Origin of the sequence: Candidatus Flexicrinis affinis (assembly GCA_016716525.1) — a bacterium.
GTDB classification, from domain to species: Bacteria; Chloroflexota; Anaerolineae; order Aggregatilineales; family Phototrophicaceae; genus Flexicrinis; species Flexicrinis affinis.
In genome coordinates this window covers 872,655-890,771 of sequence record JADJWE010000001.1, presented here as the reverse complement: position 1 = coordinate 890,771, position 18,117 = coordinate 872,655, and the positions used below count along the sequence as shown (strand labels likewise).

Here is an 18,117-nt window from a genome sequence, read left to right as displayed (position 1 = left end):
TCAGCTCACTTTGTCCAATGCCTCAAGGACAGCGCTTCGCGGCACGTCCTCGACTACTGTAACATGCTGCGGGCCATGCATGAGCACGAAGCGCGAACGGCCTGCGCGCCATTTCTTGTCGGTCGCCATCGCATCCCACAGCGTATCAGCGGAGACATCGCCCAGTCGCGTCGGCAGCCCGACTTGACGCACCCACGCCTCGACCTGTTCAGGCAGACTCGTGTCACACATCCCGAGTCCTGCGGACAGGTGCGCAGCGGCGACCAGCCCGAGCCCGACCGCCTCGCCGTGGCGCCAGCCGTAGTGCGTCACCGTCTCGAGCGCGTGCGCAAACGTGTGGCCGAGGTTGAGATATGCGCGTACGCCCTTCTCGAACGGATCGGCCTCGACAATGTCGATTTTGACCTGCACGGCACGTCGGATCAGGTCCTCGGCGCGTGTCGATGTCCACAACGACGGATCGAGGATCGCCGGATCGCCGATCAAGCCGGCCTTGACGACTTCCGCCATGCCGCATCGCCACTCGACCTCCGGCAGCGTCGCGAGGAAGTCGGTATCGATCAGCACCACGGTTGGCTGTTTGAACGCGCCGACGAGGTTCTTGCCTTCGGGCAAATCGACTCCAACCTTGCCGCCAACGCTGCTGTCGACCATCGCCAGCAGCGACGTGGGCATCTGGATCAGGTCGACGCCGCGGTAGTAGGTCGCGGCCCCGAACCCTGCCGTGTCTCCAACAACGCCCCCGCCGAGTGCGAGGACCGCGCCGTGCCGATCCAACCCTGCCTGTACGTAGCCGTGGTAGAGCGCCTCGACGGTCGCCAGCGTCTTGTACTGCTCGCCGTCAGGCATCGTGACGAGACGCGCAGTCGGCAGCGCATCAAGGACGGTCTGCGCATGAAGCGGAGCGATGGTGGTGTTGGTCGTGACGGCCACACGCGGATGCGCACTGAACTCAGCGACGCGTCGCGCGACTCCGCGCTCTATCACGATCTGATAGTCGCCGTCCGGCGACCGGACGGTCAGGATGACTGCCACAGCGCGATGACCTCCTGTGCGGTGTCTTCAGGCGCACGTCCTGTCGTGTCGAGGTGGTGCGGAAGCTGTCGATAGATCGGCGTCCGCTGTTCGAGGAGCGCACGCCATGAAGCAGCCAACGGCCGCCCGCTGTTCCCAGCAAGTCGCGCCGCGATAGTGCCTGGCGATGCCCACAAACACACGATCAGCGCTGTAGCTGCAAATGCCGCCCGGTTGCGCGGATCGACCAGCATGCCGCCACCGGTTGCGACCACAAGCCCATGCTGGGCGGCGAGTTCGACACAAACGTCGCGCTCCATCGCGCGAAACACGGCCTCGCCGTCCTCGGCGAAGATGGCCGGAATGGCGCGTCCGGCACGCGACTGAATCAACGTGTCGGTGTCGACGAACGACATGCGCAGTTCGTCAGCAACGAGTTTCCCGACTGTCGACTTGCCGGTACCCATGAATCCGGTCAACACGATATTCGCCGGCTTACTCATACCCGAAGCGCCACGGTCTCGCGTCCATCGGCAGATCCTCGATATGGCTGCGCCGCAGGCTGTCAAAGCGCGGGCGCATCTCTTCGATGCTGTCGCCGCCGAGCTTTTCGAGCAGTGCGTCCGCCAGCACGATCGAGAGCATCGCCTCGCCGATCGGCACGGCACGCGGCAGCGCGCAGAAATCGCTGCGCTCGTATTTCGTCGGCGTCGGCTCGCCGGTCGTCAGATCGACCGAGTCGAAACCGGCAAGCACCGTCGCGATTGGCTTCATCGCGACCCGCACAACGATCGGTTCGCCAGTGGTGATGCCGCCTTCCAGTCCTCCAGCGCGGTTTGTGCGCCGTATGAGCTGGCCGTCCACCGAATCGATCGCATCATGCGCACGCGTCCCTGGCATCCCGGCCTGCGCGAACGCGTCGCCGATCTCGGCGCCTTTCATGGCGTGAATACTGGTCATCGCGCCGACGATGCGGCCGTCCAGCTTTCGGTCGTGCTGTACGTGCGCCCCCAGCCCCGGCGGGACGTTGAGCGCGACGAGTTCCATCACCCCGCCCAGCGTATCCTTGTCGATCTTCGCCTGCCGGATCGCCTCGCGCATCTGCTCCGAGACGTCATCCACCGGGCACCGCACATCCGACTCCTCAGCCAAACGGAACCGTTCGGCATAGGTCAGATTGCCCGGAAGCTCGGCGCGAACGCCGCCGATCTGCGTCACGTAGCCGCCGACCACAATCCCAAACTCCGCGAGCAATTTACGGCAGATCGCGCCGACGGCAACGCGCATGGTCGTCTCTCGCGCGCTCGCACGCTCCAACGCAAGGCGCAGGTCGCGGTAGCCGTACTTGACCGCGCCGGTGAGGTCTGCATGGCCGGGGCGCGGGATGGTCATCGGCTCGATGTCTTTTTCTTTCCAGTTCTTGAAGTCGCGGTTTTCGACCAACAGGCCGATCGGCGCACCGGTTGTGAGTCCAGCCATCACCCCTGCCGTGATGCGCGCGTGATCCTTCTCGATCTGCATACGGCCGCCGCTGCCGTAACCCTGCTGCCGTCGCGCAAGCTGCACGTCGATATCGTCGCTGGTCAACGGGATGCCGGCCGGCATCCCGTCAAGGATAGCGGTCAGCATCGGGCCGTGGCTTTCGCCAGCGGTCAAAAAGCGGAGTACGCTCATCGGCGCGCGCCCTCGTCATTCCCGGAACGATTCACGTCATTCAATCCCAACTGCGCCCGCACCGCCTCGAACATGACGTCGACCGGCGCGGTGACTCCCGTCCAACGTTCAAAGGCCGCCGCGCCTTGATGGACCAGCATGCCCAGCCCGCCGACGCCACGGCCGCCGTGCGCTTCGGCTTGCTGCATCAAACGCGTGCGGGCCGGCTTATAGATCATATCGTAGACAATCACCTGCTCTGGAAATGGCACCGGGTCCGGCCACGGCGTCGCGTCGACCTCCGGCAGCATCCCAGCCGGCGTGCAGTTGACGATCACATCTGTCGGCTCGGCCGCAAGATCGGCGATGTCGACCGCTCGCGCCGAAAGCCGGATATTGCTCAAGGCAAGGTTGGCGACCATCATACGTGCTTTGTCGAGGCTGCGGCTCGCCACGCGCACGTCTGCGCCCGCGCCGCACAGTCCAACCACCGCCGATCGCGCGGCGCCGCCCGCCCCAAGCACGGTAACCCGCTTGCCTGAGACGTCAATGCCATGCGCCGCAAGGTCCATCAGAAACCCCAGTAGATCGGTATTGGTCGCGGTCATGTCGCGCAGGTCGATCGTGTTGACCGCCCCGACGGCACGCGCGACATCGTCAGGCGTCACGTACTTCATCGCCTCTTCTTTGTGCGGGATCGTCACGTTCAGCCCCACATATCCGTGCCGCTGTGGCTCGAGAATGCCTTCGCGCACGATGTCAGGCGGGATCGCCATCGCGTCGTACTCCCAGTCCATGCCCAGCGCCCTGAACGCTGCGTTGTGCATGGCGGGGCTGAGCGTTGTTGTCAGCGGCCAGCCGATGATTCCGACCTTAGTCGGCATGCCCACCTCCAGCCAACTCGACAATCGGAGCACCCAGCGCGGCCATGATCGTGGCAAAGCCGGGGAACGAATCGGCGGCGCACCCGGCATCCAGCACGACCGTCTCGCCGCTGGCGACTAGCGCAGCAACTGCGCAACTCATGGCAATCCGGTGGTCGTCGTGCGAGTCGACCGTCGCGCCCTGCAACGTCTGCGGCCCTGCAATTGAGAATCCGTCCTCGGTTTCCGTGATCTCTGCGCCGAATTTGCGAAGCTCCCCGCCATCACGGCGATCCGGTCGGTCTCTTTGACGCGCAGTTCCTGCGCATCTCGGACGGTGGTCGTGCCTTCGGCGCACAATGCGGCGACCATGAACACGGGGAATTCGTCGATCATCCGCACCACAACTTCGCCGCCCACGTCGACTGCGCGCAGGGGCGCGTGGCGCACGCGGATCGTGCCAACCGGTTCGCCCGCTTCGAGTCCGGTTTCTGTCACCGTGATGTCCGCGCCCATGTCCCGCAGCACGTCGATGATCCCGGTGCGCGTGTCGTTCAGGTTGACGCCCGTCAGGGTGATATCGCTGTCAGGCACAACTGCCGCCGCAACGATCGGGAAAGCGGCGCTGGACGCATCGCCCGGCACGGTCATGTCGAACGGGCGAAGCGCCCCGCCGCGCCGGATGCGCGACGTCATGCCATCGACCGTCAGATCAGCCCCCATCGCCGTCAACATGCGCTCGGTGTGGTCGCGGGCCGGCCCCGGCTGAGTCAGCACGGTGTCGCCCTCGGCAAACAGCCCGGCGAGAAGCACCGCGCTCTTGACCTGCGCTGACGCCATCGGCATGTCGTAATGGATGCCGTGCAGGGACGCGGGCTCAATGCGCAGCGGCGCGCGCCCGTCGTTGGACGTGATCCGCGCACCCATGCGGCTAAGCGGCTCGATGATGCGCTTCATCGGCCTGCGGCGAAGCTGTTCGCTGCCGTCGAGCACGCTGGCGAACGGCTGACCCGCCATGATGCCGGCCAACAGGCGAATCCCGGTGCCGGCGTTGACGAGGTTGAGCGGCCCGGCAGGTGGCTGCAGCGCCCCGCCGTAAATCGTCAGCGTGTTGAGGTCGTGACGCTCCACGCGCACACCCAATGCCTGAATCGTTGATAGCGACGCCTCGGTGTCCCCAGCGGCAAGCCACCCGCGCACGCTGCTTGTCCCGTCGGCCAATGCGCCGAACAGCACGGCCCGATGGCTGAGCGACTTGTCCCCGGGGACTGTCGTCGTCCCGGCTAACGCCGGCGACGGTCGCACGTTCCACTGCTTATCTCCGCGTGCCATGCGTCCTCTTCTCGTACGTTGCCGACCATTCCATGCGCGTCTCGCGCAGCGGCGTCAGAGCTTCCGTCAGTTGTTCCTCGTCCTGCGCGATCAACATCGTTTCCAACAGGCCCAACTGCACGCGGAACATCGCCAACAGCGTGGCGACCGCCTGCCGATTGGTGCTCAGAATGTCACTCATCATGCGAATATCGCTGCCCGCAAGGCGGGACGTATCGCGAAAGCCGCCAGCCGCAAGGTCCCATACTTCCGGGGTCTTTCCGGCGGCGTTGGCCACGGTCGCCACCAGCGACACACTCAGCAAATACGGCAGGTGGCTGATTGCCGCGACGACTTTGTCATGCCGGTCGGCGTCCATCTCGATCGCAATCGCGCCAACCGCCTCGACCAGATCCAGCGCCCGAATGCGTGCCGCAGGGGTGGTACGACGTGTCGAACACAGCACCCAAGGCCGGTTGACGTAGAGCGTCGCATCCGCGTTCTCGATGCCGCTGACTTCCTTGCCGGTCATCGGATGGCCGCCAACCGCCTGAATTCCAATCGGAATCCGGCCCATTACGTCGCAGATGTCACGCTTCGTGCTCCCAATGTCCATCAGCAAGGTGTTCGAGCGCAGGTACGAGCCGATTTGTCCGCTGACGAGGCGTGTGATGATCCGCACCGGTGCGCACATCAGCACCACGTCCGAGTCGCGCACACCTTCGCGCAGGTCGTCCGTGACGCGGTCGGTGATGCCGTTGTTCAGCGCGTATGCACGCGCAACCGGATCGACATCCACGCCCACGATCTGATCGGTAAAACCGCGCAGCGCCAGCGCCAGTGAAGCGCCCATCAGGCCCAGCCCAACAACGGTAAGCTGTTTCGATGCAAACCCCATGGGGTCATGCGCTCCGATCTACCGCGGCGGCCACCCGCCGCACGGCCTGCATCATCGCGGTGAACTGCGCCGGGGTCAGGCTCTGACGGCCATCCGACATCGCATTGGGCGGATCGAGATGCACTTCCACAATCAGCCCGTCTGCGCCTGCCGCAACCGCCGCCCTTGCGACCGGCTCAACGTATTCGCTCTTGCCGACCGCGTGGCTCGGGTCGGCGATCACGGGCAGATGTGTGAGATTCTTGAGGACAGGAATGGCGTTCAGGTCAAACGTGTTGCGCGTCGCCGTCTCGAACGTACGGATGCCCCGCTCGCAAAGCATCACCTGATGATTGCCGCCGGCCAGCACGTACTCCGCCGCCATGAGCAAGTCCTCGACCGTACTGCTCATCCCGCGCTTGAGCAGCACCGGCTTACGGCTGAGGCCAACGGCGTTCAGCAGCGTAAAGTTCTGCATGTTGCGCGCGCCCACTTGCAGCACGTCGGCGTACTGGCTGACCATTTCGACCAAGTGCGGGTCCATGACCTCGGTGACGACCGGCAGACCGGTCACTTCGCGCGCCTCGGCCAGCCACTGTAGACCGCGCTCGCCGTGGCCCTGAAAGCTGTACGGCGAAGTACGCGGCTTGAATGCGCCACCACGGAGCGCGGTCGCCCCTGCCTCTTTGACCGCACACGCAGTTTCGATAATCTGCTCACGCCCCTCGACCGAGCACGGCCCGGCGATCACCAGCACTTTGTCGCCGCCTACGCTGCTGCCGTTCAGCGGGAACTGCGTGGTCTCGGCATGAAACTGGCGGCTTGCCAGCGTATAGGCGACGCGCGTCGGCGTGACCTTTTCGACGCCGGTCATTTGCTCATAGACGGCAGGTGTCAGTGGTGTGGCGCTGTGGCCCACGACGGCGACGATCGTCTGCTGGCCCGACCACACATGCGGGGTGTATCCGTCTTGCTCAACCTGAGCGGCAACTGCCGCGACGTGTTCTGCCGAACTTTCGCCCGCCATCAAGATGATCATGATCGATCCCCTTCAGGGTCTATGCCTACGGTCTCGCTTTGCAGCGCCTGCCGGCGCTGCGTCAAGTCCGGCCTGAGCGCCTGTGCGCCGTGCAAATACACATGAACGATGTCATCGAGGCCCTTGCCGGTATTCCAGTGGATCAGAATGCGCACGGTACGCTCGGTCGCCCCCGGCACGCCCAATTCCTGCATCCCGAGCAGCGCGACTCGCGACCAACCGACCTTGCGGCCCGCCGGCGCCGGAAAACCGGCGTCGAGATCCGGTGTGGAGGTAAAGATCACACTGGCCACTTCGTCCTCGATGATTCCGTTCGCTTCGATCATTTCCGCCAACAGTTCGGCCGCGGCGTCTACGATCGCGTCTGCGCGATTCACCGCCACCGTCGTTGCGCCGCGCACGCCCCGCACCATCATGGAAACTTCCTCCAATGAGACATCGCCCAATCCCCTCCAACCAGCAAAAAAGGCGCAGAGCGTTGTGCTCTGCGCCTTTCATTTCCGGTGTACGTTCGCTTCTAGCGAGCCGTCCTCCGCGCAGCGGTCAACGCCGAACCTGCCCCTATGTGGCCCGTAAAGTAATAATAGGCGTAGGTGCGGCAGGATGCGTGCGACACGCGCGGATTCCCACAGGCGAACGATGGGCACAGAGCTTATCGCGGCGGATGGGGCGTGTCAATCAGTTGGGGCGGCCTCCTTCAAATTCCGTACACCTTGCACAAGTCCTTCGCTTACGGACGCGCGTCGTTGAGCGTTCTGGCGAGGTCGACAACCGCGTCCACGCCTTCCGGCGCCTTGCGGATGAGCGCACTTGCGACGATGTAGCCGTCGAGCAAGCCGTGCAGCGTGTGCACCTGCTCCGGCGTGCTGATGCCGAACCCGAGCACAAGCCGAGTCGATGTCCGTGCGCGGATACGTCCGATATAGTCGTTCAGCTCAGGCGGAAGTTCGGCGCGTGCGCCGGTGATGCCGGTCACGGTGACGACGTAGATGAACCCGCGCGCGGCCCCGGCAGCGGCGTCAATCCGTCCCTCGTTGCTGGTCGGCGCGAGGAAGAACGGCTGGGCAAGATCGTGCTCGCGCATACCCGTTAGCAGCGCCGCCTCTTCCGGCGGCAGGTCGGGGCAGATCAGCCCGTCAGCGCCGGCCTCGGCCAAGTCGTGCGCAAAGCGCGGGCCGTAAGCCAACACCGGATTGAGGTAGGTGAACAGCAGCATGGGTTGGTTAACGCCGCGCGCACGGAGATCACGGATGGCCTGAAGTCCCATCTCGATCGTCACGCCGTTCTCCAACGCGACTTGCGACGCGTGTTGAATGGTGGGACCGTCAGCCAGCGGGTCGCTGAACGGTACGCCAATCTCGAAACCGTCGACGCCCAGCGCCGCGATTCGGACGATCGTATCGATCGACTCCTCGAGCGTGGGATACCCAAGCATGACGAACGGAAGGAAAGCCGCGCGGCCTTCGCTGCTTGCGCGTTCGAACATCTCGTCAACGGCGGCGACTCCGGTGGCTTCGCGTGGTAGGGTAGTCATTCGGGTATCTCCAACGTGCCTGCGGCATAATCACGGAAGAAGCGGCGCAGCGGCTCGTGCTGCCAGAATGCCAGTTCCATCGACACGGCGGCATCGGCATCGAAGAGCGCCATCGCCTGCCCTTCGCCCAGCGTCAGGTCGGCCGGCGACACGGTCAGCCGCCCGACGTAGATATGGTTATGAACGACATGCGTATCCGGCGCGGTAACGTGCGGGCGCACCTGTGTTGTCCAGTAGACAAGTTTCGGGGCGTGCCAGCCCAACTCTTCGGCCACCTCGCGGTACACGGCCTGCTCGTGCGTCTCTCCCGCCTCTACCGCGCCGCCAAAGAACGTCCACATGCCGGCAAATGCCAACTCCGGTCTGTCGTCGCGCTTCTGCAGCAGCACGCGCCCTCCGGCATCGACGAACAAGGCTGACGCGGCATCGAGGACGACCACGTTACTCGATCTCCAAAGCGGACATGACAGTGTTCAAGTCTTTATCGCCGCGCCCGCTCAGGTTGACGAGGATGATGCTGCTGCGCGGCATCGACGACGCGCGCTTGATGGCCTCGGCCAACCCGTGCGCGCTCTCCAGCGCCGGGATGATGCCTTCGGTCCTGCTCAGAGTTTGCAGGGACGCGAGCGCTTCCTCGTCGGTCGCATAGGTGTAGAACGCGCGCTCGGTGTCGCGCAAGAAGGCGTGCTCCGGCCCGACCGAGGCGTAATCGAGGCCGGCAGAGATGCTGTGCGTGTTCAAGATCTGCCCCTGCGGGGACTGCATGACATATGAGCGCGTGCCTTGCAGCACACCGGGCCGTCCAATGACCGGGTCGGCGAAGCGCGCGGCATGCTGACCGCTCGAGATTCCGTACCCGCCGGCCTCGACGCCGATGAACTCGACGTCGTCGTCGCGAAAGGCGTGAAACAGGCCGATGGCGTTGCTGCCGCCGCCTACGCACGCGATACACACGTCAGGTAGCCTGCCTGCCATTTCGAGCATCTGCGCGCGCGCCTCATGTCCGATCACGCTTTGAAAGTCGCGGACGATCATCGGGTATGGATGTGGCCCAAGCGCCGACCCGAGCAAATAGAAGGTCGTCTGCACGTTGGTCACCCAATCGCGCAGCGCCTCGTTGATGGCGTCTTTGAGCGTCTTGGTGCCGCTTTCGACCGGAATGACCTCGGCCCCCAGCAGCTTCATGCGGAACACGTTGGGTTCCTGCCGTGCGATGTCGACGCTGCCCATGTAGACGTGACAATCGAGGCCAAGCAGCGCACTTACCGTGGCGCTGGCGACCCCGTGCTGACCGGCACCCGTCTCCGCGACCACGCGCTGCTTGCCCATTCGGCGCGCGAGCAAGGCCTGACCGAGCGCGTTGTTGATCTTGTGTGCGCCCGTATGCGCCAAGTCCTCGCGCTTCAGGTAGATTTGCGCGCCGCCCAACTGCTCGCTCAGCCGGCGCGCATAGGTCACCGGCGTGGGACGGCCGACGTACGTGCGCTGCAGCTCGGCCAGCTCCGCATGGAAGGCCGGATCGGCGATCGCCTCGGTGTACGCCGCAGTAAGCTCGTCCAATGCCGGGACCAGCGTCTCCGGCACGAAGCGACCGCCAAATTCGCCGTAGTAGCCGCGTTCGTCGGGCACGTCCGTCAGCCCGGTCTTGATGTACTGATCCATGGTCGCTTGCTCCTAACGCCTTGCTTGGTCTAGTGACTACGCCGCGCTGCGTGCCGCCGCGATGAATGCGGCCACCTTGTGCGCATCCTTGATCCCCGGTAGATCGCCTTCGACGCCGCTTGCCACGTCAACGCCCCACGGGTGAAACGCGCGAACGCGCTCCACAACGGTCGCCGGTGTCAAGCCGCCGGCCAACAGCAAACGCGGGGCCTTCCCGACCAGCCACCGTACGATCTCGTCCGCCGCCTGCTGCCCGGTCCCGCCATACTCCCCGCTTACGGACGCGTCGACCAGCAGCGACGGCATGTCTGGATCGTCAGGCATGACCGGCGCAAAGTACGAGTAATCCTCTTCGGCTTGCGCGAGCGTTGCCGGACGGATGCCCTTAAATGCGATCCCGCGCAGTTCGCGCAGTACCGAGTCGGACTCGTCGCCGGAAAGTTGAGCGTAGTCGAGGCCCACGACATCCATGACGCGCGAAATGTCGCTGACTACCGCATTGACGAACACGCCGACGAGGGCTGGGCACGTGTCGCCCAGATGCGACCGGAGCCGGTCGCAAAGCTCCGCCGCGGCCGCAGTTGCAATGTATCGCTTGGAGCGCGGCCAGAAATTGAACCCGATCATGTCGGCGCCGCTCCTCGCGGCAAACAGCGCGTCTTCCAACGTCGTAACCCCGCAAATCTTGACCTTCATGACGCCACCTCCGGGCGCTCTATACTGGCATACTGGCGCACGCTTGCGGGCCGGTCAGCGGCTTTGATAAGGCCTTCTCCGACGAGTACGGCATGCGCCCCTGCACGTGCCATACGCGCGACATCGTCGGGGCTCCGAATCGCGCTCTCCGCCACCAGCGTGACCCCGCCATCCAGTCGCGTGGCGAGGCGCTCTGTTATGGATAAATCCTCGCGGAACGTCTTGAGATCGCGGTTGTTGACCCCGACTACCCCGACGCCGATCCGCAGCGCGCGCTCCAGTTCGTGCTCATCGTGGACTTCGACAAGCGCGTCCATGCCGAGCGCGGCGATATGGGCCGACAGGTCACGAAGCTGGACATCTTCAAGCGCAGCGACGATGAGCAGTACGGCGCTCGCGCCGAGCGAACATGCCAGATCGACTTGCAGCGGGTCGATCACGAATTCCTTGAACAGCACCGGCAGGCTGACGGAAACGGCGACGTCGCGCACAAAGTCCGGACTGCCCATAAAGAACTCTGCGTCGGCCAGCACGGACACTGCCGACGCGCCGTTCCCTTCGTACTCGCGGGCGATGCGTACCGCATCGAAGTCTTCGATCAGCAGACCTTTCGACGGCGACGCGCGCTTGACCTCGGCGATGAGAGCGACCGTCGGCTTGTGCAGCGACGCCGCGAATGGCGGTGGCGCCGGCGCCAGTTCGGCAGCGTGACGAATGTCGGCCGCGCGGGGGCGCAGTGCGTCGATCTCGCCCACCTTGTGCGCAAGGATTCTGTCGAGCACCGAACCCGTCGCGACGAATTGCGTCATGCGGATACCGATCGCGAGAACTCAATCAATGCATCGAGCTTGCCCAACGCCGCGCCGCTGTCGATCGACTGTGTCGCCATCTCGACGCCATCGAGAATGTCGCTCACTTTGCCGGCCGCAACGAGCGCCGCCGCCGCATTGAGCAGCACGACCTCGCGCTTCGCATCGTGGATCTTGCCTGCGAGGACACCGCGAAGAATCTTGGCGTTTTCAGGCGCATCGCCACCCAGCAGTTCATTGATCGACGCAGCACGGAAACCGAGTTTGAGCGGGTCCAGCTCATACGAGTTGACCTCGCCGTCAACGAAGTGGCTCACGCGGTTCGGGCCGGTGGTGGTCAGTTCATCGACACCGCCGTATCCAGCAACCACCATCGCCGAGCGACTGCCCAACATACCGAGCACGGTCGCCAACAGTTCGGTCAAGTCGGGCGCAAACACGCCCATAAGCTGATTGCGTGCGCCGGCGGGGTTGGTCAGCGGGCCGAGCAGATTGAACATCGTGCGCAGGCCCATTTGCTTACGCGGCGCGACGACATAGCGCATCGCGGGATGCAGCTTGGGCGCGAACAAGAAGCCAATCCCCACCTCGTCGATTGCCTGACCGACCGCTTCCGGCGTGAGGTCGAGGCTGATGCCCAACTCGGCCAGCACGTCAGCGCTGCCGCACTTGCTGGACGCCGCGCGATTGCCGTGTTTGGCGACCGGCACGCCAGCCCCAGCAGCCACGAACGCCACCGTGGTGCTGATGTTGAACGTCCCGCTGCGGTCTCCGCCCGTGCCACAGGTATCGAGCAGTTCGAACTTGTTGTGACGGGTCGGCACGTACGACGCATTAGCGCGCATCGCTTGAGCGCTGCCGGTAATTTCGTCGTGCGTTTCGCCTTTCATGCGCATGCCCATCAAGTACGCGCCGATCTGCGCGTCGGTCGCCTCGCCTTGCATGATCTGGTCCATCACGGCCTCTGCATCGGCCACGCTCAAGTGGCCGAACCGGCCGATCACGTCGATCGCCCTCTGAATGTCCATCCTTTGACGTGTTTCCATTACTGTCCCCTCACCTTCTCCACGGTCGGTACCGCGGATTTTCCGACTGCCGCCCGTACGCGATCCATGACTCCCGCGGCGATCTCGCGCATCTTGACAGCACCGTCGGCCAGAATAGCGTCGATCTGCGCGGTGTCAGCCATCAATGCATCATACTTGGCACGCATCGGGCTGAGATACGCATTCAGCACCTCAAACAGCTCGGCCTTCATCTTGCCGTACGCCAACCCGCCGTTGAGGTACAGTGCACGCACCTCTGCCAGGCGTTCAGGCGCCGCGAAGTGCTTGTAGATCGCGTAAATGTTGTCCTGATCCGGGTCTTTCGGGTCTTCTGGCCGGCGCGAGTCGGTGACGATCCGCATGACCGTTTTGCGCAATTCGTCGGGCGGCGCGAACAGCGGGATCACGTTGCCGTAGCTCTTGCTCATCTTGCGTCCGTCAAGCCCGGTGATCGTCGCCACCTCCTCGCTGATCAGCCCATCCGGCAGCACCAGCGTGTCGCCGTAAACGGCGTTGAACGCAATCGCAATGTCGCGCGTGATCTCGATGTGCTGCTTCTGATCCTGCCCGACCGGCACCAGATCGGTGTCAGCGATCAGGATGTCGGCGGCCATCAATATCGGGTAGTTGTACAGACCCATGTTGATGCCGTCGTCGACAAGGCGGCCCGTCTCGGTGTTGGCGTCGGCCGCTGCTTTGTAGGCGTGGGCACGGTTCAGTAGACCCTTTGGTGCGTTGCACGCGAGAATCCACGTCAGTTCGAAGATCTCCGGAATATCGGATTGGCGGTAGAACACAACGTCATCGGGATCGAGCCCGCAGGCCAGCCACGTCGCGGCCAGCTCATGGTTCGCGTGGCGAAACTCCGCCGGGTCGCGCATCGTAGTCAGCGCGTGATAGTCCGCGAGGAAGTAGTGGGCCTTATACGTCTTGCTCAACTCCAGCGCGGGTTGGATCGCCCCGAGGTAGTTGCCGATATGGGGTGTGCCCGAGGGTTTGACCCCGGTCAGGCTGTTCTTGCGTTGTGTCACGTGCGCTCTCCTATGCCAGCACCGATGTAAGTTCGAGGAAGTTCTTGAGCATACGCGGCCCTTCAACCGTCAGTATGCTCTCGGGGTGAAACTGTACGCCGTACACGGGCAGTGTCTTATGCTGCATGCCCATGATCACGCCGTCGTCCGTACGCGCCGTGACCGCCAGACAGTCCGGCAGCGTGCGTTCGTCTACCACAAGGCTGTGATAGCGTGTCGCCGTGAACGGGTTCGGTAGGCCGGCGAACAAGCCCCGCCCGTTGTGGTGAATAGCGCTCGTCTTGCCATGCATCAGCTTCCCGGCGCGGTGGACGATCCCGCCGTATGCCTGCCCGATGCACTGATGCCCGAGGCAGACACCGAGCACGGGCCGGGACTCGCCAAACATGCGGATTGCCGCCAGCGATATGCCGCCGTCGTCCGGTGTCCCCGGCCCCGGCGAGATGACGATGTGGCTCGGATCAAGCTGTGCGATCTCGCCCAACGAAATCTCGTCGTTGCGCGCGACATGGATGTCCGCGCCCAGCTCGCCGAGGAACTGTACGAGGTTATAAGTGAAGCTGTCGTAGTTGTCGATGACGAGGATCATGAACCGTGGTCCTCCAGTTCCACTGCGATGCGACTTTCGAGTCCTTCAAGGTGCGAAATGTCGTTGGCGACCACGATTCGCCAACCCGTAGCGCTAGGTTCAATCGTCGTGACCGAGCTGTTGCCGAGGCGCGCGGACTCGGCGTCGAAGCCGGGAATCAGCCGGTAAAGCAATACGCGGATTGACACGGTGTGTGTCACAATCGCGATAGTCTCGACATCGCCCGCCGCGACAATCTCGTGGAATGCTTCTTCCATCCGGTCGCCGACATCCGTCAGCGTTTCGCCTTCGGGAATCCGGAACGTGTACCGATCATTGACGTAATGCTCGTACTGGTCGGGGAACCATGCGTGAACCTCCTCCAGTTTCATGCCCTGCCAGCGCCCGATGTTCCGTTCACGCAGGCGAGGATCGGGTATCGGCGTGACACCGCACGCTTGGCCGATGACTTCGGCGGTTTGGCGTGCCCGGCGCAGATCGCTGGTGTACAGCCGGGCGATCCCGATGTTGCGCATTAGCGTCGCGAGCTTCTCGACCTGCTGCTGCCCATGCGCGTTGATCGGCGTATCGAGCCAGCCCTGCCAACGTTCGGCGTGGTTCCAGTCGGTTTCGCCGGGACGGACAAAGATTACTCGCTTGAGTGTCATTGCAGGGTTCTCCTTGGCATTACATCAAGCCCCGTTCAGCAAATCGTATCGCCTCGGCAAGTGCCTTGCCCTTGTTTAGGGTCTCCTCGTATTCGCGCGCTGGGTCGCTGTCAGCCACAAGGCCTGCCCCGACTTGCAAGTGCACTTGGCTCCCCTGCATCAGCAGGCTGCGGATCGTAATGCATGTATCCATCGAGCCATCATAACTAAAATAGCCGACTGCGCCGCCGTAAGTGCCTCTGCGCGTGCCTTCCAGTTCCTCGATGATTTCCATCGCACGGACTTTGGGTGCGCCGCTGAGCGTCCCCGCAGGGAACACCGCGCGCAGCAGATCGAAAGCATCCGCGCCGGGCCGCACGCGCCCTTCCACCTGACTTACAATGTGCATCACATGGCTGTAGCGCTCGACCTCCATCATGCGCGTGACCTTGACGCTGCCGTACTCCGAGACGCGACCGATGTCGTTGCGCCCGAGATCGACCAACATGACGTGTTCAGCCAACTCCTTCGGATCCGCCATCAGCTCCTCGGCGTAGGCGTCATCCTCGGCCTCGGTGCGTCCACGCGGGCGTGTACCCGCAATCGGCCGTGTAGTGGCGATCCCGTCCTCGAGGCGCACCAACATTTCCGGCGACGCACCCATCAGCACGAAATCCGATCCGAAATCGAGCAGGAACATATAGGGCGATGGATTGGATGCCCGCAGCGCGCGGTAGATGGTGATGGGCGACGCGGCAGTCGTCTGGCTCAGTCGCTGCGACAATACGATCTGGAACGCGTCGCCCGCCGCGATGTACTCCTTTGCGGCGATTACACGCGCCTCGAACTCCTCTTGAGTCACGTTGGACACCGGCGGGGTCGAGGCCGCGTCTGTCAGCACCGGCACGTTTGGCACGGCCCGCCCAAGCGCGGCGACGATTTGGTCGATGCGGCGCACCGCGTCCTGATAGGCGGCCTCGGGGTTTCCACTATTGTGTGCGTTGGTCAGCACCATCAGGGTGCGTTTGGCATGGTCGAAGATGACCAACGTGTCCGGGATCATAAAGGCCAAATCGGGGACGTCGAGATCGTGTGCGGCCGTCTCCGGCAAGCGTTCGAAGTAGCGCACGGCATCGTAGCTGACGAAGCCGACTGCGCCGCCGACAAATCGCGGGAGGCCGGGCAGACGTATTGGCTTCACCGCCTCGAACTCGGCTTTAATCGCATGCAGCGGATCGGCGCCCGGTGCCAGCGGCGTCCGCGTCGCCTGGCCGCCTTCGACACGCGTCGCGACGCCGTTCTTGACGGTGATGACAACACGCGGGTTCACGCCGAGGAACGAATAGCGGCCGACCTGCTCCCCGCCTTCGACACTTTCGAGCAGGAACGCGGGCTGGCCGGCTTGCCTGAGTTTGAGGTAGACGGAAACCGGCGTTTCGAGATCGGCAAGCAGCCGGCGGTAGACCGGCAGCAGATCGCCTTGTTGGAACAGATCCAGCGCCTCATCTCGGCGCGGCACGATATCGGCACGCTCGCGGGTCAGGCTTGGTGCGAAAGCCATGTTCTGCGCCTCCATATTCAGCAAACAAAAAACCCCGTTCGCCATCAAGGACGAGACAGGGTTCCCGCGGTGCCACCTTGCTTCCCACGGGCTTAGCCGCAGGCGCTCTGCGATACGGGCCAGCTGATCGGCCGATATCGTGCGTCATGATAACGGGACGCTGCCGGAGAGCGCTACTAACCATAGTGTTCGCACTCACGACTCCTCGGGCCATTCCGCCTTGACGATCAGACCAGCTTCACACCAACCGCTGGTTCTCTGTGCTGTCGCTACAAGGCGTACTTGTCCGACTCGACGTCGTTGAAGATATCGCGTTGAAAGGTAGCATAGCGCGCTGGCCGGGCTTTGTCAACACGGCCAGCGCGCCGATCGTTTCTGCTAACTGCGCGCCTTGATGCTCTCCAGCAGCGCACGGCTTTCTTTGGTTGGCTGCAAGTTCATCGACGACGAGAGCACCTGCTCCATGACGTCGTACTGCTGCCGCGCCTCGTGGATCATGCCGAATTCAAGATACAGTCTAATCACGTCGCGGTGCACATCTTCGCGTTCCGGCGCTTCGCGCGCGGCCCGGGACAGGAACCCGAGCGCGCGGTTCATCTCGCCCTTGCGCAGGAAGATTCGGCCCATGCCCGTCAGCGCAACTGCGTACAACCGCCTCAGCTCGTCTCTACGGTCGTTCGCCCACGGTTGATTGACCGTCTGCAAGAACGGAGCACGGTACAGGTCGATCGCGCGCTGATACAGCATTTGCTCGCGGCGGTCGTCGGTAGCGACCAGCGCCTGCTGTACCGCTTCTTGAAACTCCTGAACATCGTAGTGGCGGACGAGTTTTTCGCTAGCAACGTAGAACCCGCTGGTGTACTGCGTGAGTTCATATTGCTTGCCGTCGTCAATTCGGTTCGTCACTCGCTCGTTGACCTTGCGCTTAGTGACGTGAAACACGTTGGTTGCGTCTTTCACGCTGAGATCCGGCCAGAACGCCTGAAAGATCTCGTCTCGGGTCACAAGCGGATGGTCGATGAGGAAGAAGGCCAGCGTACGCGGCAGCGTCCCTTCCCACGTCGTAACCGGCTTGCCATTCAGCAGAATGTTGCCACGGCCAAACGCGTAGCACTCGAGCTGCGGTCTTCCGTCCGAGTCGACCGTGAATGCCATTGCGCTCTTGCGGGTTTCGACGCCGATAACGACCGCTTCGCCGGACGCGACCATGTGATCCCACGGATGACGCGAGAGCATCCGCGCGCTGACTACGAGCTGGAGTTTTTCGGGCAGCGCGCTCACAAACGCCTGTGCCCAATGGTTGAACTCGTCGTCAAAGTCGATCTGATCGAGGTCGTCTAGATAGAGGATCGTTTCGGACTTGACCACTGTACCGAGGTCGGAGGCAAGCGCCTCACCGATATGCGCGGGTATCCGCTCAGACAAGGCAGCGGTGGTCTTCTTCCCGAATTTGTCGCCGAGGACAGAGCGGAACTCCTTGATCATTCCGTCGATCCAGTCCACCAAGTTTACCGTTTCGCCAGGGACACGATAGTACAATATGCCGTCCTTGGCTTGGTCGAGGTAACTGGAAAGAAATTGAGTCTTGAGGTTTGACCACGGATAGATCAGGACGACCTTCTTGCCCTGAGTACGTTGCAGAAATGCAGATAGCGAAAACGAGGATGCAGTAAGGTTCTTCATTTGAGACTCCCCCGGAGTGTTGGCGCCTTGAAACAATTTGCTAGTTGTCGCAATACCGATATTCTAGTTTGATTCTACGTTACCATCGTATGGCCTAGATGTGCAAATCCAAATTTTCATTCT

At 63.2% G+C, this 18,117-nt stretch carries 18 protein-coding genes, 1 pseudogene and 1 other annotated feature; all 19 genes and pseudogenes read right to left on the bottom strand.

What is annotated here, in order from left to right:
* Positions 1-1,035 (bottom strand): 3-dehydroquinate synthase, encoded by a 1,035-nt coding sequence (gene aroB, locus IPM16_03770; protein ID MBK9122228.1) that lies wholly within the window; start codon positions 1,033-1,035, stop codon positions 1-3.
* Complete coding sequence (locus tag IPM16_03765) at positions 1,020-1,517, bottom strand: shikimate kinase (GenBank protein MBK9122227.1); 498 nt, start codon at positions 1,515-1,517, stop codon at positions 1,020-1,022. The genes aroB and IPM16_03765 overlap by 16 nt, the downstream gene beginning before the upstream one ends.
* Positions 1,510-2,688 carry a chorismate synthase gene (gene aroC, locus IPM16_03760; protein ID MBK9122226.1) on the bottom strand — a complete coding sequence of 393 codons (1,179 nt, stop codon included), beginning with the start codon at positions 2,686-2,688 and terminating at the stop codon, positions 1,510-1,512. The genes IPM16_03765 and aroC overlap by 8 nt, the downstream gene beginning before the upstream one ends.
* Positions 2,685-3,551 carry a shikimate dehydrogenase gene (aroE, locus tag IPM16_03755; GenBank protein ID MBK9122225.1) on the bottom strand — a complete coding sequence of 289 codons (867 nt, stop codon included), beginning with the start codon at positions 3,549-3,551 and terminating at the stop codon, positions 2,685-2,687. Before aroE ends, aroC begins: the two co-directional genes overlap by 4 nt.
* A pseudogene (aroA, locus tag IPM16_03750) lies at positions 3,541-4,862 on the bottom strand (3-phosphoshikimate 1-carboxyvinyltransferase). Before aroA ends, aroE begins: the two are co-directional and overlap by 11 nt.
* Positions 4,846-5,739, bottom strand: coding sequence for a prephenate dehydrogenase/arogenate dehydrogenase family protein (locus IPM16_03745; GenBank protein ID MBK9122224.1), 894 nt, complete (start codon positions 5,737-5,739; stop codon positions 4,846-4,848). The pseudogene aroA and the gene IPM16_03745 overlap by 17 nt, the downstream one beginning before the upstream one ends.
* A gap of 4 nt (positions 5,740-5,743) precedes the next feature.
* Positions 5,744-6,757, bottom strand: a complete 1,014-nt coding sequence (gene aroF / locus IPM16_03740; protein ID MBK9122223.1) for a 3-deoxy-7-phosphoheptulonate synthase — start codon at positions 6,755-6,757, stop codon at positions 5,744-5,746.
* On the bottom strand, positions 6,754-7,170 hold the full coding sequence (gene aroH, locus IPM16_03735) for a chorismate mutase (GenBank protein MBK9122222.1): 417 nt from the start codon (positions 7,168-7,170) through the stop codon (positions 6,754-6,756). The genes aroF and aroH overlap by 4 nt, the downstream gene beginning before the upstream one ends.
* A gap of 317 nt (positions 7,171-7,487) precedes the next feature.
* Positions 7,488-8,243: a tryptophan synthase subunit alpha gene (locus IPM16_03730; protein ID MBK9122221.1), complete on the bottom strand. Its 756-nt coding sequence runs from the start codon at positions 8,241-8,243 to the stop codon at positions 7,488-7,490.
* Positions 8,244-8,287: 44 nt separating this feature from the next.
* Positions 8,288-8,731, bottom strand: coding sequence for an NUDIX domain-containing protein (locus tag IPM16_03725; protein ID MBK9122220.1), 444 nt, complete (start codon positions 8,729-8,731; stop codon positions 8,288-8,290).
* 1 nt (position 8,732) lies between these two features.
* Positions 8,733-9,953 (bottom strand): tryptophan synthase subunit beta, encoded by a 1,221-nt coding sequence (trpB, locus tag IPM16_03720; protein MBK9122219.1) that lies wholly within the window; start codon positions 9,951-9,953, stop codon positions 8,733-8,735.
* Between the two features lie 36 nt (positions 9,954-9,989).
* Positions 9,990-10,649, bottom strand: coding sequence for a phosphoribosylanthranilate isomerase (locus IPM16_03715; GenBank protein MBK9122218.1), 660 nt, complete (start codon positions 10,647-10,649; stop codon positions 9,990-9,992).
* Positions 10,646-11,458, bottom strand: a complete 813-nt coding sequence (gene trpC, locus IPM16_03710; GenBank protein MBK9122217.1) for an indole-3-glycerol phosphate synthase TrpC — start codon at positions 11,456-11,458, stop codon at positions 10,646-10,648. The genes IPM16_03715 and trpC overlap by 4 nt, the downstream gene beginning before the upstream one ends.
* Positions 11,455-12,486: an anthranilate phosphoribosyltransferase gene (trpD, locus tag IPM16_03705; GenBank protein MBK9122216.1), complete on the bottom strand. Its 1,032-nt coding sequence runs from the start codon at positions 12,484-12,486 to the stop codon at positions 11,455-11,457. The genes trpC and trpD overlap by 4 nt, the downstream gene beginning before the upstream one ends.
* Positions 12,487-12,503: 17 nt before the next feature.
* Positions 12,504-13,535: a tryptophan--tRNA ligase gene (locus IPM16_03700; GenBank protein ID MBK9122215.1), complete on the bottom strand. Its 1,032-nt coding sequence runs from the start codon at positions 13,533-13,535 to the stop codon at positions 12,504-12,506.
* Positions 13,536-13,545: 10 nt separating this feature from the next.
* A complete protein-coding gene (locus IPM16_03695) occupies positions 13,546-14,124 on the bottom strand; it encodes an aminodeoxychorismate/anthranilate synthase component II (GenBank protein MBK9122214.1) in 579 nt (192 codons plus the stop codon).
* On the bottom strand, positions 14,121-14,771 hold the full coding sequence (locus tag IPM16_03690; GenBank protein MBK9122213.1) for a histidine phosphatase family protein: 651 nt from the start codon (positions 14,769-14,771) through the stop codon (positions 14,121-14,123). The genes IPM16_03695 and IPM16_03690 overlap by 4 nt, the downstream gene beginning before the upstream one ends.
* A gap of 19 nt (positions 14,772-14,790) precedes the next feature.
* Entirely contained in the window at positions 14,791-16,311 is a 1,521-nt protein-coding gene (trpE, locus tag IPM16_03685) for an anthranilate synthase component I (GenBank protein ID MBK9122212.1), read from the bottom strand.
* 43 nt (positions 16,312-16,354) lie between these two features.
* Positions 16,355-16,615: a binding site (T-box leader), on the bottom strand.
* A 74-nt stretch (positions 16,616-16,689) separates the two neighbouring features.
* Positions 16,690-17,994 (bottom strand): hypothetical protein, encoded by a 1,305-nt coding sequence (locus tag IPM16_03680; protein ID MBK9122211.1) that lies wholly within the window; start codon positions 17,992-17,994, stop codon positions 16,690-16,692.
* Positions 17,995-18,117: the final 123 nt, after the last annotated feature.

Coding starts and splice junctions, on each gene's coding strand:
- IPM16_03765 (MBK9122227.1), bottom strand. CDS start 1,517: ATGAGTAAGCCGGCGAATATCGTGTTGACCGGATTCATGGGTACCGGC.
- aroC (MBK9122226.1), bottom strand. CDS start 2,688: ATGAGCGTACTCCGCTTTTTGACCGCTGGCGAAAGCCACGGCCCGATG.
- aroE (MBK9122225.1), bottom strand. CDS start 3,551: ATGCCGACTAAGGTCGGAATCATCGGCTGGCCGCTGACAACAACGCTC.
- IPM16_03745 (MBK9122224.1), bottom strand. CDS start 5,739: ATGGGGTTTGCATCGAAACAGCTTACCGTTGTTGGGCTGGGCCTGATG.
- aroF (MBK9122223.1), bottom strand. CDS start 6,757: ATGATCATCTTGATGGCGGGCGAAAGTTCGGCAGAACACGTCGCGGCA.
- aroH (MBK9122222.1), bottom strand. CDS start 7,170: ATGGTGCGGGGCGTGCGCGGCGCAACGACGGTGGCGGTGAATCGCGCA.
- IPM16_03730 (MBK9122221.1), bottom strand. CDS start 8,243: ATGTTCGAACGCGCAAGCAGCGAAGGCCGCGCGGCTTTCCTTCCGTTC.
- trpB (MBK9122219.1), bottom strand. CDS start 9,953: ATGGATCAGTACATCAAGACCGGGCTGACGGACGTGCCCGACGAACGC.
- IPM16_03715 (MBK9122218.1), bottom strand. CDS start 10,649: ATGAAGGTCAAGATTTGCGGGGTTACGACGTTGGAAGACGCGCTGTTT.
- trpC (MBK9122217.1), bottom strand. CDS start 11,458: ATGACGCAATTCGTCGCGACGGGTTCGGTGCTCGACAGAATCCTTGCG.
- trpD (MBK9122216.1), bottom strand. CDS start 12,486: ATGGACATTCAGAGGGCGATCGACGTGATCGGCCGGTTCGGCCACTTG.
- IPM16_03695 (MBK9122214.1), bottom strand. CDS start 14,124: ATGATCCTCGTCATCGACAACTACGACAGCTTCACTTATAACCTCGTA.
- IPM16_03690 (MBK9122213.1), bottom strand. CDS start 14,771: ATGACACTCAAGCGAGTAATCTTTGTCCGTCCCGGCGAAACCGACTGG.
- trpE (MBK9122212.1), bottom strand. CDS start 16,311: ATGGCTTTCGCACCAAGCCTGACCCGCGAGCGTGCCGATATCGTGCCG.
- IPM16_03680 (MBK9122211.1), bottom strand. CDS start 17,994: ATGAAGAACCTTACTGCATCCTCGTTTTCGCTATCTGCATTTCTGCAA.